Genomic DNA, 15,263 nt, shown 5'->3' on the forward strand with positions numbered 1-15,263 from the left:
ATTTATTCTTATTAACTTTAATTTCGGTACAGCCACCCAATAAAGTAAGCAACTAAACTGAAAACTTACGAATAAAAGCTATTGTTCCCTATACTAACTACTAGCTAATTTATCCATTGCAGTTAACGGCATAATAGTAAAACCGTGGGGACTAAATACCTATAAATTATTTTCCCATTCTTACAAAGGGACACCATCATGAGCTTAGTGGTTATTTGGGGTATAATTTTAACCCACAGCCCCCTGCTGCTTGTAAATTTATAAAGATTATTAATAATACCTAGAATCAAATGGTCTATCAAAGAACTTCTTGGATAATTTTTTATAGGTTGCTCAAATTCCTTACTGTCAATAAGTATCTATTAGCTTAGTTGCTTGTATCCCCTCTTCTTTCCTCCTACAAACGTATATTAGAAGCTGCAAAGTTTTATTGTTACGCTTCAGCGAGTGTTAGGCATGACTGTGACAGACCTGAAGCGATACTTTTTACTATTAGTGGGCTTATACGATATAAATTTGTTGTGATGCTTACAATGCAATCATTGAAAAAGTGAAGATGCTCAGACAAATGGTAGTAGTGCAAATCAACTCTGAGCAAGCTCTACGTTTACAATATCAACATTAACACCTAAGCTGAGCCTTCCCCAATATCCGCAAAGCTTGCTGGCGTTTTAAAAGCAACGCTTTTACCCTAGTGTAAGCCCCTTTGCTAAAGCCATGAGGGACTACCCTTCTAGCGTGAGCAAGCTCAACGACTTGTATCTCTCATTGATAAATGATTAGCTATCATTTATCACATCGAGTTCAGTGAGCTTGCCTCGACGTCTACAAGTCAAGTTAACGTCGAAGCTACCCCCTGTAGACGTGCATTGCTTTTGTTTAAAAGTGATTATGTCACCACTGAGAACACCGAGAAGATAATGAGAAGTGATGAACCAAACCCCGAATTTTCTAATATGTAGCGCAAATCGCCTCTGTGTACTTTATGGTGGAGTTAATGAGTAGCAGCCGGCTCTATGCCGCGAAAAAAAAAATTAATACCAAACGCGAGGTGAACTCGCTGCTAAGCGGTTAGCTCGTGCTGTGCAGACGCGCAGCTTGCTGGCGCTTTAAAAGTAGCGCTTTTATAGGCATAAAAAAAGCCGCATAAAATGCGGCTTTGGGGGTTTAGTCTCACTTCACTTTGGGCGTGTCTCCAAAACTTAGTGAATACGTTACCAAGGAACTGTTTGCAAATTTAATAAAATTTCGTTTATTAAATAGACTCTAAAGCGATTTTAACCATTTCGTTAAATGTGCTTTGGCGCTCATCTGCAGGTGTTGCTTCACCGGTGATCACGTGGTCACTTACGGTAAATAGTGCCATTGCGTTAGCACCATACTCTGCAGCTACACCGTATAAACCTGCTGTTTCCATATCTACAGCTAGTACACCTAGTTTATCTAGGTCTTTGTAGAATGTGTCGTCAGCTTGGTAGAAGGTATCGGTAGTAAATACGTTACCTACTTTTGCTTTAATGCCTAGGTCTTTAGCGGCGTTAACACCGTTTAAAAGTAGGTCAAAGTTAGCAATTGCTGAAAAATCGTAACCACGAACGCGTGCACGGTTTACGTTTGAGTCGGTGCTTGCGCCTTGTGCAAAAATTACGTCGCGAATTTTAATATCTGTACCAATACCACCACAGGTACCAATGCGAATAATATTTTTAACGCCAAAGCTTACAATTAACTCACGCGCATAAATAGACATAGATGGTATGCCCATGCCCGAACCCATAATACTGACAGGTTTACCTTTATATGTGCCTGTAAAGCCGTACATGTTACGTACGCCTGTTACTTGTACTGCATCATCTAAAAAGTTTTCAGCAATGTATTGTGCACGAAGCGGATCGCCCGGCATTAATACTGTTTCAGCGAAGTCACCAACGTTTGCACTAATATGCGGAGTACTCATTAATTGTTTTCCTTTTTATTTAGGCGCGTTTAGCTTATTTAAAAAGCCGTCACCGTATTCAAGTGCAGGTAAGTTAAACCACTGTGCAAGGGTTTGGCCTATATCTGCAAAGCTATTGCGCTCGCCAAGCGGGGTATTTTGCATGCCCGGTTGATAAGCTATAACTGGTACATATTCGCGGGTGTGCTCTGAACCTGGAAAGGTTGGGTCACAGCCGTGATCTGCAGTGATCATTAACACGTCATCTGCATTTAATTGGTTTAGTATAGTTGGTAAGTAATCGTCAAATTCTTTTAACGCTTTTGCATAACCAACTGGGTTGCGACGGTGGCCAAACTTTTCGTCAAAATCTACTAAATTAGTAAAAATTAAGCTGTTATCTGGCGCACTTGCTAATACTTCGCTGCTTTTTTCAAGCAAATTCATCAGCCCTGGGGCTTTGTGCTTTTGGGTAATGCCTTGGTGTGCATATATATCTGCAATTTTACCAATGCTTATTACTTCACCGCCGTGTTTAGATAGCACATCTAATAGGGTCGGTGCTGGCGGCAATACTGAATAATCGCGACGATTACCAGTACGGGCGAAATCTGCGTTGCTTGTGCCTAAAAATGGCCTAGCAATAACACGGCCTATATTTAGTTTATCAAGTAATTCGCGGGCAATTTCGCACACTTCGTAAAGGCGCTCGAGGCCAAAAGACTCTTCGTGTGCGGCAATTTGAAACACGCTATCTGCTGAGGTGTAACAAATTGGTTTGCCTGATTTTACATGCTCTTCGCCTAGCTGCTCTAATATGGTGGTGCCTGATGCATGGCAGTTGCCTAAAATGCCAGGTATACCGGTAGCGGCTATAAATTCGTCTACAAATTCTTGTGGAAAACTCGGCTGTGTTTTAGGGAAGTAGCCCCAATCAAATAACACAGGTACGCCGGCCATTTCCCAGTGCCCTGATGGCGTATCTTTACCGCTTGAAAGCTCTTTTGCATAACCCCATGCACCTTGTGATGCTTGACGCTCAGAAACTAAACACGTTTCACCGCCCGCGGCTTCACAGGCATCGATTAAACCTAATTTAGATAAATTAGGTAACGATAACGCTTTACCCGTTTCGTCGTGGTATGCTTTTAATAAGTGGGCGAGTGTATTTGCTCCAACATCACCAAATTTGTCTGCATCGGGTGCTGCGCCTATACCTAGGCTGTCTGCCATTAAGATGATTGCTCTTGCCATGTTGACCTCACTTTGCTTCTAGATGGTTACTTTATCCGCTGATCGAATTTTCCGTACAGGACATAAGTCCTGTTTCATAAAAGCTAAACATTATAAATTTGCGTTCTTAAGCAAAGCAAAAGAGATTATTCGTGTCTTTTTTGCTATTGTGATCAACCAAACAACTTTTCCTTTCTGTGTGGGTGAGAACTTTAGTGACACGAACTATTATAGCTATTGCTGGCGCATCAGCGTCGGGCAAATCTCTTTTTAGCCAAACTATTTACAATGAGTTGGTTAATGAGCTTGAACCAGGCGCTATCGCCATTATTGAAGAAGATGCTTATTACAAGGATCAGTCGCATTTGCCTATGGAACACCGTACGCAAACTAACTACGACCATCCTGATGCATTTGAACATGAGTTAATGCTTGAACATTTAACTCAACTTCGTAGTGGTAACTCTGTCGAAGTACCTACTTATGATTATGCACAACACACACGAAGCGATGAAACTCGTCGCGTTGCTGCAGCTAAAATTTTAATAGTAGAAGGTATTTTATTATTAAGTGATAAAGCACTTAATAAAGAATTTGATATTAAGGTATTTATAGATACACCCCTTGATATTTGCTTAATGCGTCGTATGCAACGAGACATGGAAAAAAGAGGCAGAACATTACAATCTGTTGTTGAGCAATATCAAGCAACTGTTAGACCGATGTTTTATCAATTTATTGAGCCTTCAAAGCATAACGCTGATTTGGTTGTGACTCGAGGCGGAATGAACCGCGTTGCGATTGATATTATTAAAAGTAAAATTAAGTATTTACTACAAGAATAATAACGGGAAACATCTGTATGACAACATTTATGAGCTTAGTAGGCATGTTTGTACTACTAAGTATTGCTTTTGCGGCTTCGACTAATCGTAAAGCAATAAACTTACGCACCGTAGCGATAGCCTTTGCTATGCAAGTAGTTATTGGTGGGTTTGTACTGTTTTTTGAAGCAGGTAAAAATGTGTTAGCAAGTATGTCTAGTGCCGTCTCTTCGGTAATTAGCTTTGCAAACGACGGGATTGGGTTTTTATTTGGCCCACTTGCTTCGCAAGATACACTCGGTTTTATTTTTGCTATTCAAGTTTTACCGGTCATTGTGTTTTTCTCAGCACTTGTTGCTGTGCTTTACCACATTGGCATTATGGATTGGATAATTAAAATTCTGGGCGGCGGTTTACAAAAACTATTGAAAACCTCTCGCACAGAGTCGCTCTCAGCAACGGCTAATATATTTGTAGGCCAAACTGAAGCACCCTTAATTGTTAAGCCGTTTATAGCAACCATGACTAAGTCTGAGTTGTTTGCAGTAATGGTAGGTGGCTTAGCCACGGTAGCAGGCTCTGTAATGGCAGGTTACGTAATTATTGGTGTAGAGCTTAAGTATTTAATTGCCGCTAGCTTTATGGCTGCACCAGGTGGGTTTTTAATGGCCAAAATGATTGTGCCAGAGACCGAAACACCTAAAGATACGCTTGCTGATTTAGACACCGATGAAGACAAGCCAGTTAATGTTATTGATGCAGCAGCATCAGGCGCAGCTAACGGCATGCATTTAGCGCTAAATGTAGGCGCAATGCTATTAGCTTTCGTAGCATTAATAGCGTTATTAAACGGTTTACTAGGCGGTATTGGTGGGTGGTTTGATTACCCTACTTTAACGCTACAAGAAATTTTAGGTTATGTATTTGCTCCTGTTGCATGGTTACTTGGCGTACCGTGGGATGAGGCAATCATAGCAGGTAGTTTTATTGGTCAAAAGTTAGTAGTAAATGAATTTGTTGCTTACTTAGACTTTATAAATTATCGCGATACGTTAAGTGCGCACACTCAAGCAATTGTAACATTTGCGTTATGTGGGTTTGCTAATCTATCGTCGATAGCTATTTTACTAGGTGGATTAGGCGGTATGGCGCCTAGTCGGCGAAAGGATATCGCACGCTTAGGGCTCAGAGCAGTGTTAGCAGGATCTATGGCTAACCTTATGAGCGCAGCAATTGCTGGGTTTTTCCTCTCGCTAGCTTAGAAACTTAATGAGATGAACACCGGTGTTGCAAAACAAGAAGATAGTACTTTAAGGGGTTAAAGCACTATCTGACTTGAACGATACTTCACCAAGGGCCGCAAGGCCCTTTTATCGTTTTAGGGCCCTTATAAATATATTCTTCCTGTTAAAAACAACTTTCTCTTTCTTACCTTTAAGTACATATACGCACATGGTTTTTTATATTTTTGCGATAAATTTGCATTATTGAAAAGTGGTAAATTATAAATTTTAGGCCACACTTAAGTTTATCCTAATGTAACCTACTGTTTTATTGATGCTCTACCTTTAAGCACACTCATAAAATAGCCGCTGTTGATAAGTCGATTTATATAAATGCGTAAACTTTTATTAGTATTGTTGTTTGTTTTTTTTAATAGCTACGCAAGCTCAGACCCTCTTTTAGTTGTCACGGAACTCTCGCCGCCCGATCAAATACTCGTTGATGGAAAAGTGACAGGCAAAGGCACTGAGTTTATAAGGGCTATTTTTGCAAAGGCGAACCTAACGCCCGATATACAAATGTACCCATGGGCGCGAGCATTTAGACTTGCCAGTACTATTCAAAACACCTTTATTTACACCATAGCGCGCACCAAAGGGCGAGAAAACAACTTTCATTGGATAGGCCCAGTTTCGCATTTTGAGCTTGCTTTTGTTGCGCTTAAAGAGCGTGACGACATAATTATTAACAATACTGAGGAAGCAAAAAAATACAAAATAGCGATGCAACGTAACGACTTTTCTACTGATATATTAACCAACTTGGGGTTTGAAGTTGTGCTAACCACCGATATACAAAAATCGTATGCGTTATTGGTTGCCAAAAAAGTAGACTTAATTGTTGATGACCCCGAACTAATACATCAAATAAGTCAGTATTTGCCCACCCCTGACGCTGAATTTAAAGCCATATATAATGTAGAAGAACTCAAGGTAGATGCCTATTTGGCAGCAAATAAAAACACCGATATGCGCTATATAAACGCGCTACAAAAAGCCTTTTACACACTTAAAAATACCCAAGGGCTACCCTAGCACCTAAGCTAAACCTTGCTTATTTAAGCGCAATTTTAACGCTTAGTTACGTTAATTAGTGCCTAAGTAATAAAGTCTAAAATAGGGGCTTAGTGATTAATTATTGCTATATGGCGCTATGAACGAATCGAGACTGCGCTCTTGTTTTAGCGCTTTAAAGGCACGTTGAAAGCGATCTACTATGTGCTGCGGCACCGCTTTATTAAACGCTAAATAATTATCTTTAAGGTCGTTACTTACAGGTAGCTCAGTAAGTTGCTCTACATCAAGTAAGCTCACGTTATAAGGCTTTAATTGGTTATAAATAACGTGTTCGGAGCCTAAAATAAGATCTATTTTATTGTTTATAAAAAGCTGAATATATTGTTGCTCTTCACCAAACGTCATTAAGTTTTGCCCATTTACAAACCCTATTTTTTTGACCAATGATTGATATATATCTCCCCTTACCATGCCTAACGAATAAAGAGTGGTGTCGTTAAGGGTATTTACAGTGACATCAGGACGGCTTTTTAACTTATAAAAATAAGTTCGTGCAGTAGTTAACGGACCAAGCCAATTAAATAAAGGAATTCGGTTAGTATGTTGCGCCATTGAAAAAATGGCTGAATAAGGCTTTTTATGCACAAGCATTGCGGCACGCTTCCAAGGCATGACTTTAAAGTCGCACTCTACTTCTGCTTTAATACACAGTGCGTTGACTATATCGTAGTTAGCGCCAACAAGTTGACCGTGCTCGTTTATAAAATTATAAGGTGCAAACTGATCTGTATAAATAACTAACTTAAAATGGTTTGCATAAGTAAACGTGCTAAAGAAGAAACAAGCAATAAAAGGAAAGAGTTTTAGAATAACCGCACCACTACATTAATTTATATTATTAAATGATAGATGGCGCTATTTTACAGTCAAATTTTAGACACAAAAAAAGCGCCTTAAGCGCTTTTTTTTATTTTTACTTTAAAAGTAAAAATTATAACGGAGTGATGTTATCCGCTTGAGGACCTTTTTGACCTTGTGAAAGAGTGAACTCTACACGTTGGCCTTCAGCTAAAGTTTTGAAACCTTCGCTTTTGATTGCTGAGAAATGTGCGAAAACGTCTGGGCCGTTTTCTTGCTCGATGAAACCAAAACCTTTAGACTCGTTGAACCACTTAACTGTACCTGATACGATGTTAGACATTGTAATATCCTGATATAAAAATAAAAAATATGCTCATAAGAGCGGGTGTAGCAAAAAATGAGATGGTACTTAAAAACTTCAGGACGGTACTACAAGTATTACTTATACAACAACGAAATAAAGATTTATAAATTACATGCTTTCTTTCTAGCTGCGGCCTACTATATAGAGTTAACTATTTATGTCAAGCCTTTATAGTAATGCAGGCAATAAATAGTGTTTGTGCTTAGCCTTTAATAACTCCCGTGGCTAGCCTATAGCTTAACCCCTGCGCGGCTTTAATAGTTAACTGGCCAATTAAAACAATGAACTATTTAATCTTTAGTTTTTAAAACGGCGGCAATGAGTACAGCTAATTTAACACCTACTCACCATTTAGATAAAACGTATTCAGCCATGATACACGCCTTACAATTTACCCTGTGTGTACAAACAGCTGCACTTTGCAGTTGTACACAAAAATAGATAAGCTACTGCCACTTATCTATTTAGCGTTGGAGTGTGTTTTGCTAAATAAATGCTTTATTTCGTCTGTTGTTTTTTTATCTGGGTGTTTAATGCCATTACAATCTTCCTTTGCTAAGCCTACACTGTCTCTTGAACAACAATTGGGGCAAAAACTAATACTCGATTTACGCTATTTTTGTCAGCAAGGGTCAAGCAAACAATGCAGAACACCGGTTACTACCCTACCTGATGAACTAGCAGCGGCCATTGCTAAGCATAATATTGGTGGTGTAATTTTATTTTCTGAAAACACCCAATCTATAGAGCAAACCATTACCCTTAATAGCCAATTACAAGCTGCGGCGAGTAAATCAAGCTCAAAGCTGCCGTTATTTATTTCGATAGACCAAGAAGGCGGCCGAGTAGCGCGTTTACCTCGCGATGTTGCCACTTCATTTACTGGTAATATGTCTATTGGTGCAACCTATAAAAAGTATGCCACTCAATACGCAACCCAAACTGCCACTGTTATAGCTAAAGAGCTAAATTCGTTAGGTATTAATGTTAACTATGCCCCTACGGTAGATGTAAACATGAACCCCGACAATCCAGTAATTAATGTGCGCTCGTTTGGTGAAAACCCAGCGCTTGTCAGTAAGCTAGGCGCAGCACAAGTGGCAGGATTTGAGAGCAACGGCGTTATTACATCGTTAAAGCATTTCCCAGGGCACGGCGATACCAACGTAGACAGCCACACAGGGTTACCACAAGTAAATCACTCCAAAGAAGACATATATCAACAAGATTTAGCTCCCTTTAAACACATAATTGCCACGCAAAACCCAGGCATGATTATGACGGCGCATATTCAATACCCACAACTCGATAATAGTACGTTTGTAAGTGTTGATGGCAAAAGCATGATAAAACCCGCCACTATGTCGCGTACTATAATTACTGACATTTTAAGAGGGGAGTTAAATTATCAAGGTGTGGTGGTAACCGACGCTTTAGATATGGCTGGCATTAGTCACTTTTTCACCCCAACCCAAGCGGTAATCAATACCTTTGCAGCAGGCGTTGACCTAGCGCTTATGCCAATAGAGATCAGAACACCGGCTGATTTAAACGCACTCGACAAACTTATGGATGAATTAGTCGCATCTGTTAATAATAAGCAGCTCAGTAAAGACGAAGTGGCTCAATCGGCTGCACGTATAACCGCTTTAAAAAATAAATTTAAATTAACCACACAGCTAGACCCATTAAGCACTTTGGCTAAAGCAAAAGATATTATTGGCTCTCAAGCACATCGCAAAATAGAAGCTGAGCTTGCCGTAAATGCTATTACTGAGGTTAAAAATAACAATAATGCATTGCCTCTTAATTTAAGAAAAGGGCAACACATCCATATTATTATGCCCGATACCCGAAAATGCATGGCCATGCAGCAAGCGCTTAGCGCTATAAGTACTGCGGCGCTTAAATATAGTTGCAGTAGTTTACAAGGGTTTGACCCTGTAAAGGCGCATAGCTTAATTAAAAATGCAGATGTTGTTATTGCAGGCAACGCTACGCCTAATCAAAGCGCTGTAGAGATTGGCGGAATGGATGATTTAAAAGACGACCCTCGCTTTGCACTCAATACCGCTGAGCAACCAAAAGCGCTGTCATCATTACTGGATATTGCTGCATCAGTGAATAAAAAAACAATATTTATAAGTTTACGTGCCCCCTACGACATAGCGCAGTTTGGCAGCAGAGCTAATGCAGTTCTTGCTTCTTATGCGTATAATATAGATACAGATAAAAACAATGCTGTTGCGGGGCCTGCATTTACAGCGCTTGCTAAGGTATTGTTAGGCAGTGCACACGCTCATGGCGTACTGCCGGTGACCATAAAATAATAATAACAAGGGATAAAAAATGAAACTTAATTGCGATTTAGGCGAAAGCTTTGGCGCATGGAAAATGGGATTAGATGATGAGGTAATGCCTCATATTGATATGGCAAATATTGCGTGTGGTTTTCATGGTGGAGACCCAGATGTAATAGCCGATACGTTGTATTTAGCAAAGCAGCACAATGTACAAATAGGTGCGCACCCAAGTTACCCCGACCAACAAGGTTTTGGCAGGCGCTCTATGGCCCTTAGCGCGCAAGAACTGACCAATTGCTTACATTACCAAATTGCTGCCCTTGATGGCATGGCTAAAGTACAAGGCTTAACACTTAGCTATGTTAAGCCACATGGTGCTTTATATAACGACATGATGAAAAACGATCATATTTTACAAACAGTTATTACTGCCATAGCGCACTACCCTGCACCATTAAAGCTTATGCTGTTAGCCACAAAAGACTCTGCAAAACACACCTTTGCCGCCAATAGTTTAGGTGTAGATCTTATTTTAGAAGCCTTTGCTGATAGGCAATATACAGACGAAGGGCATTTAGTATCTCGCCACCTTGATGGCAGCGTTCACGACAAGCCAGCGCTTTTAGCACAAGTAAAACAGCTATTAACCGACGGCTGTGTAACCACTCGCTCAGGAAACACCCTAAACTTAAATGCCAACAGTTTGTGCGTACATGGCGATAACGCAGCCGGTATTGCTCTTATTAAAGAAATTAAATCACTGTGTGCATCAGCAAGCTAACCTTGCTTTTAGCTCGTTATTAAGCCTCAAGCTACAAAACGCGTGTTTGTTTCACTTTAAAAAATTTTAGCTGTAAAGGGGCTTTACAGCTTTAACCTCCATTAAGTTCAATCACGTAAAACCTAATATCACTTTAAAAAAAGCGCAACAAAACAGCACAAGTCCCATTGCATAAGTAACACAGCGCTGAAATACATGGCGCTGCATATAAAAAATTTAACGCAGTAAGCCCGCTATTTATTACTCTAAAGTAACCATGTTTTACTTAAACAGGTATTAAATTATAGTTTCACCGCATCGCGCTTTTCATCCCTTCCCTACTGACATATAACTACATATACAAAAACCAAACAGGGAATACAAATGAAGACGCTTTTAGCACTTAGTTTAAGTAGCAGTTTATTACTTGGTAGTAGCCAATTAGCTTTTGCAAAGGACAACACATTACAGCTACAAGATGTGTTTAATCTTGAATACGCCAATCAAATTGATATAACAGACGATGGTAAAACGGTGTACTTTGTACGTAACCGTATGGATATAAAAACGGACCGTAAAGTCAGTAACATTTGGTCAGTTGATTATAAAACTAAACAACTGCAACCGCTTACCTCGGGCGTGCATATGGATCACTCCCCGGTACTATCGCCAGATGGGCAACGCCTTGCGTTTATATCTAACCGCGATGGCAGCAGCCAAATTTATATGAAGTGGCTTAAAACAGGTGCTGTAGCAAAAATTAGTAACCTAACCAGCAGCCCACGCGCAATTACCTGGCATCCCGACTCTAAGCAGCTTATTTTTAGTATGTTTGTACCAAGTAGCAGTGCACCACCTGTTAACTTACCTGGCAAGCCTAAAGGCGCTACATGGGCCGAACCTGCTAAATTTATAGACGATGTATACTACCGCGCCGACGGAGGCGGTTATAGCCAAAAAGGCTTTAGCCAATTATTTGCAATAGATGCAAATGGCGGCAATGCAAAGCAGCTCACACACGATGAGTTTAATAACGCCGGCGAAGTAAGCTTTAGTAAAAACGGCAATAGCCTTTATTTTTCGGCTAATCGGCATGAGCAAAATCAACTAAAGCCCACTAATAGTGAAATATACCAGCTTAATTTAAGCACCTTAAAAATTGCTGCCATTACCAATAGAAACGGCCCTGACCAACAACCCAAAGTATCTCCCGATGGGCGTTACCTAGCCTTTACAGGGTATGATGATAAACGCACCAATTACGAAAACACGCAGCTTTATATTCGTGATTTAAAAACGGGCGATACAAAAAGCCTAACCCCTAATTTTGATAGAAGTGTGGGGCAAATAAAATGGAGTGCTAATTCAAAAGGGGTTTACTTTAGCTACGCAGACGAAGGCCAAACCGCCCTTGCCTACCAACTACGCAGTGGTAAGCGTAAAGTGCTCACCGAGCAAATAGGTAGCGTTGCGTTTGGTCGTCCTTATTCGGGCGGCGATTTTGATGTAAGCGAAGATGGCGATATTGCTTTTACACTTGCCGATACTCAGCGCCCTGCAGATATAGCCACTATAAAACGAGGCAAAGCTCGTCGCCTCACTACACTCAATGCCGATGCGTTAGACGATAAAGAACTTGCCAACGTAGAAGAGATTTGGCTTAAATCGAGCCACGACCAGCTGCCAATTCAAGGTTGGATTGCATACCCTCCAGGGTTTGATAAATCAAAAAAATACCCACTTGTTTTAGAAATTCATGGCGGCCCTGTGGCCAATTATGGCCCTCACTTTAGTACCGAGGTGCAATTGTTTGCAGCCAAAGGGAACGTGGTTTTATACATGAACCCACGAGGCAGTGACTCATACGGTAAAACGTTTGCCCAAACAATTCATCATAATTATCCAAGTAACGATTTTGACGATTTAATAACCGGCGTTGATGCATTAATAGCGAAAGGCTTTATTGATGAGTCTAAACTATTTGTAACAGGTGGCTCGGGCGGTGGTGTATTAACCGCATGGATTATAGGGCACACCGACAGGTTTGCAGCAGCGGTGGTGGCTAAACCCGTTATTAATTGGATCAGCTTTGTACTAACTGCCGACTTTTATCCATTTTTTGCCGATTACTGGTTCCCAGGTAAACCTTGGGATCATATTGAGCACTATATGAAACGCTCACCTATTAGCTATGTTGGTAACGTAACAACGCCCACTATGCTTTTAACAGGGGAGGCAGATTACCGTACCCCTATTTCTGAAACCGAGCAGTTTTATCAAGCCCTTAAGCTGCAAGGTGTTGACACCGCCATGGTGCGTATTCCTAATGCTTCACACGGTATTACGGCGCGCCCTTCTAATTTAATGACCAAGGTGGCTTACATTCAATGGTGGTTTGATAAACACTCAAACAAAAAATAAGCTCCGTGCTTAGGTTTAAAAATAGCCACATCTAAGTGGCTTTTTTTGTAATTACCCACGCTTAGGTTAATTAATGCCAAACTGTAAACCCCCTTTACAGTTTTGTTCTTATCCATATCGGACTTAGGCGTTTTTCAGTTAGTAAAATTTCGGTTTATTGTAAATTTAATCGCTTGAGTTGGTAAAAAATCGGTTTGAGCCACTGTTTATAAGCACTCAGTTAGTAAAAAAATGTTTTATAAAGGCACCAGGTTAGTAAAATTTCGGTTTATTATTTTACTTATACTTAGTAAAACAGCTAAAAACAGCCTTTTAATAGGGGGATTTTGCACTTTAAAGCGGCTTTACAGTAAAAAAGCAGCCATATAGCTGTACTTAATATCTACCTAGTTAAATTGTGATCCAGACTAAATTTAGCCGAGTCCGATTTATATTAATACAATAAAAAAAGGGCCTTACGGCCCTTGAGTAACACTATCTAGAAAAGTTAAAACTGGTTCATGGTGTTATCTTCACCACCGGCTTTAAGTGCGTTTTCACCAGAGAAGTACTCTTTGTGGGTATCGCCAATATTAGACCCAGCTAAATCTTGGTGCTTAACTGAGGCTTGCTCGCGGCGAATTTCTTGACGTTGTACATCACGTACATAAGCAAGCATGCCCATATCACCAAAGTAACCTTCTGATAAAATATCGGTGCTTAGTGCAGCCGTATGGTATGTAGGCAGTGTAATTAAGTGATGGAAAATACCCGCTTCACGTGCACCATCGCGCTGGAAGTTTTGCACTAATACATCCGCTTCAGCAGCAAGCTCTGTATCGTCCATTTCTGGCGCCATTAGGCCTTTATTATCACCAAGGCTTGGGTAAGCGCTCAAATCGCGACCCGCTTCTTGCCACTCTTGGTACACTTGCTCGCGGAACTTAAGCGTCCAGTTGAATGACGGTGAATTGTTATAAACAAGTTTAGCATCAGGCACTTGCTCTTTAACGCGGTTAACTAGCTCTGCAATTTGCTTAACGTGTGGTTTTTCGGTTTCAATCCACAATAAATCAGCGCCCGATTGTAAGCTTGTTACACAATCTAGTACCACGCGGTCTTTTTCAGTGCCTTCGCGGAACTGGTATAATCCGTTTTCTAAACGCGTTGGCTTACATAATTGGCCATTAATTTTCATTGCCGTATCACCTTCGTTTAAATCATCTACACCGTTAATAGGTGTGGTTTCTAAAAACGCGTTGTACTGGCTAGCTAAGTCTCCTGGCGTTTGTGACACAGGTACTTTTTGCGTAAGGCTTGCACCTAATGAGTCGGTACGCGCAACAATAATACCGTTATCAATGCCGAGTTCTAAAAACGCGTAACGTACAGCGTTAATTTTTGCTAAAAAATCTTCGTGCGGTACAGTTACTTTACCTGCTTGGTGACCACATTGTTTAGCGTCAGACACTTGGTTTTCTATTTGAATGGCACACGCACCTGCTTCAATCATCTTTTTAGCAAGTAGGTAGGTTGCTTCTTCGTTACCAAAACCAGCATCAATATCGGCAATAATAGGCACTACATGTGTCTCAAAATTATCAATTTTATCAAGCACCGCTTGCACATCGCCGCCATTGGCTTTCGCTTCGTCTAGATCATTAAATAAGTGGTCTAGTTCACGGGCATCGGCTTGTTTTAAAAACGTATAAATCTCTTCAATAAGCGCAGGCACTGAGGTTTTTTCGTGCATGCTTTGATCCGGTAACGGGCCAAATGCAGAGCGAAGTGCAGCAACCATCCAACCACTTAAGTAAACATAACTGCGCTTAGTTGTTTTTTGATGACGCTTTATTGCCATCATCATTTGTTGCGCAGTAAAACCATGCCAACAACCTAAAGACTGTGTGTATTGGCTGGTGTCTTTATCGTAAGCGGCCATATCTTCACGCATTACATCTGCCGTGTATTGTGCAATTTCAATCCCCGTACGAAAACGGTTTTGTAAACGCATGCGGCTTGCATATTCAGGGTTAATGGCTTTCCATGCGCTACCTTGAGATTGGCAAAGTGTTGCTAGAGTATCGGTTTCACGTGTGTATGTTGTCATAATAAAATCCTTCGAACGGGTCTATAAATTATTTAAATTATTGTGAGAGTGGCTAGGAGTGTGTGCTCCGTATCGCTTAATTCAACATTAGGCTTATTTTTTAGATTTAGTAAATTTATAGTTGTTATTACCGCTATATTTTTTGTGAATGGCTAAAAAGCACGCACTGAGC

Annotated in this window: 11 protein-coding genes; 6 read left to right on the forward strand and 5 right to left on the reverse strand. The window is 40.5% G+C overall.

Features of this window, described 5'->3' with window-relative positions; translation table 11 throughout:
* Nucleotides 1–1,255: 1,255 nt before the first annotated feature.
* Nucleotides 1,256–1,957: a purine-nucleoside phosphorylase gene (gene deoD / locus MTN96_RS23710; RefSeq protein WP_004587192.1), complete on the reverse strand. Its 702-nt coding sequence runs from the start codon at nucleotides 1,955–1,957 to the stop codon at nucleotides 1,256–1,258.
* 15 nt (nucleotides 1,958–1,972) lie between these two features.
* Nucleotides 1,973–3,190, reverse strand: a complete 1,218-nt coding sequence (locus MTN96_RS23715) for a phosphopentomutase (RefSeq protein WP_096042662.1) — start codon at nucleotides 3,188–3,190, stop codon at nucleotides 1,973–1,975.
* A gap of 194 nt (nucleotides 3,191–3,384) precedes the next feature.
* Between MTN96_RS23715 and udk the strand changes: the two genes are divergently transcribed.
* The 3 genes from udk (at nucleotide 3,385) to MTN96_RS23730 (ending at nucleotide 6,311) form a co-directional block, all read left to right on the forward strand.
* Complete coding sequence (gene udk, locus MTN96_RS23720) at nucleotides 3,385–4,014, forward strand: uridine kinase (protein WP_004587190.1); 630 nt, start codon at nucleotides 3,385–3,387, stop codon at nucleotides 4,012–4,014.
* A gap of 17 nt (nucleotides 4,015–4,031) precedes the next feature.
* Complete coding sequence (locus MTN96_RS23725) at nucleotides 4,032–5,255, forward strand: NupC/NupG family nucleoside CNT transporter (protein ID WP_004587189.1); 1,224 nt, start codon at nucleotides 4,032–4,034, stop codon at nucleotides 5,253–5,255.
* Nucleotides 5,256–5,609: 354 nt separating this feature from the next.
* The gene (locus MTN96_RS23730; protein WP_055254351.1) at nucleotides 5,610–6,311 is read left to right on the forward strand and encodes an ABC transporter substrate-binding protein; all 702 of its coding nucleotides are present in this window, start codon (nucleotides 5,610–5,612) and stop codon (nucleotides 6,309–6,311) included.
* Between the two features lie 96 nt (nucleotides 6,312–6,407).
* Here the strand turns inward: MTN96_RS23730 and MTN96_RS23735 are convergent, their stop codons facing one another.
* Both MTN96_RS23735 and MTN96_RS23740 read right to left on the reverse strand, forming a co-directional pair.
* Nucleotides 6,408–7,163 carry a transporter substrate-binding domain-containing protein gene (locus MTN96_RS23735; RefSeq protein WP_308200732.1) on the reverse strand — a complete coding sequence of 252 codons (756 nt, stop codon included), beginning with the start codon at nucleotides 7,161–7,163 and terminating at the stop codon, nucleotides 6,408–6,410.
* A gap of 121 nt (nucleotides 7,164–7,284) precedes the next feature.
* Nucleotides 7,285–7,494 carry a cold-shock protein gene (locus MTN96_RS23740; RefSeq protein WP_004587186.1) on the reverse strand — a complete coding sequence of 70 codons (210 nt, stop codon included), beginning with the start codon at nucleotides 7,492–7,494 and terminating at the stop codon, nucleotides 7,285–7,287.
* A gap of 557 nt (nucleotides 7,495–8,051) precedes the next feature.
* On the opposite strand from MTN96_RS23740, the gene MTN96_RS23745 reads away from it, so the two are divergent.
* From MTN96_RS23745 to MTN96_RS23755, 3 genes are all read left to right on the forward strand, one after another.
* Complete coding sequence (locus tag MTN96_RS23745; RefSeq protein WP_248532886.1) at nucleotides 8,052–9,848, forward strand: glycoside hydrolase family 3 protein; 1,797 nt, start codon at nucleotides 8,052–8,054, stop codon at nucleotides 9,846–9,848.
* A 19-nt stretch (nucleotides 9,849–9,867) separates the two neighbouring features.
* Nucleotides 9,868–10,602: a 5-oxoprolinase subunit PxpA gene (locus MTN96_RS23750; protein WP_248532887.1), complete on the forward strand. Its 735-nt coding sequence runs from the start codon at nucleotides 9,868–9,870 to the stop codon at nucleotides 10,600–10,602.
* A gap of 363 nt (nucleotides 10,603–10,965) precedes the next feature.
* A complete protein-coding gene (locus tag MTN96_RS23755) occupies nucleotides 10,966–13,002 on the forward strand; it encodes a S9 family peptidase (RefSeq protein ID WP_248532888.1) in 2,037 nt (678 codons plus the stop codon).
* A 487-nt stretch (nucleotides 13,003–13,489) separates the two neighbouring features.
* Here the strand turns inward: MTN96_RS23755 and MTN96_RS23760 are convergent, their stop codons facing one another.
* Complete coding sequence (locus MTN96_RS23760) at nucleotides 13,490–15,091, reverse strand: isocitrate lyase (RefSeq protein ID WP_004587182.1); 1,602 nt, start codon at nucleotides 15,089–15,091, stop codon at nucleotides 13,490–13,492.
* Between the last annotated feature and the right edge of the window lie 172 nt (nucleotides 15,092–15,263).

The sequence above is a fragment of the Pseudoalteromonas sp. 2CM28B genome (assembly GCF_023161935.1).

Bases quoted from the DNA above. Each gene is read 5' to 3' on its own strand.
- MTN96_RS23725 (WP_004587189.1), top strand. From the start codon at position 4,032: ATGACAACATTTATGAGCTTAGTAGGCATGTTTGTACTACTAAGTATT.
- MTN96_RS23740 (WP_004587186.1), bottom strand. From the start codon at position 7,494: ATGTCTAACATCGTATCAGGTACAGTTAAGTGGTTCAACGAGTCTAAA.
- MTN96_RS23745 (WP_248532886.1), top strand. From the start codon at position 8,052: ATGCCATTACAATCTTCCTTTGCTAAGCCTACACTGTCTCTTGAACAA.
- MTN96_RS23755 (WP_248532888.1), top strand. From the start codon at position 10,966: ATGAAGACGCTTTTAGCACTTAGTTTAAGTAGCAGTTTATTACTTGGT.
- MTN96_RS23760 (WP_004587182.1), bottom strand. From the start codon at position 15,091: ATGACAACATACACACGTGAAACCGATACTCTAGCAACACTTTGCCAA.
- MTN96_RS23715 (WP_096042662.1), bottom strand. From the start codon at position 3,190: ATGGCAAGAGCAATCATCTTAATGGCAGACAGCCTAGGTATAGGCGCA.
- deoD (WP_004587192.1), bottom strand. From the start codon at position 1,957: ATGAGTACTCCGCATATTAGTGCAAACGTTGGTGACTTCGCTGAAACA.
- MTN96_RS23730 (WP_055254351.1), top strand. From the start codon at position 5,610: ATGCGTAAACTTTTATTAGTATTGTTGTTTGTTTTTTTTAATAGCTAC.
- MTN96_RS23750 (WP_248532887.1), top strand. From the start codon at position 9,868: ATGAAACTTAATTGCGATTTAGGCGAAAGCTTTGGCGCATGGAAAATG.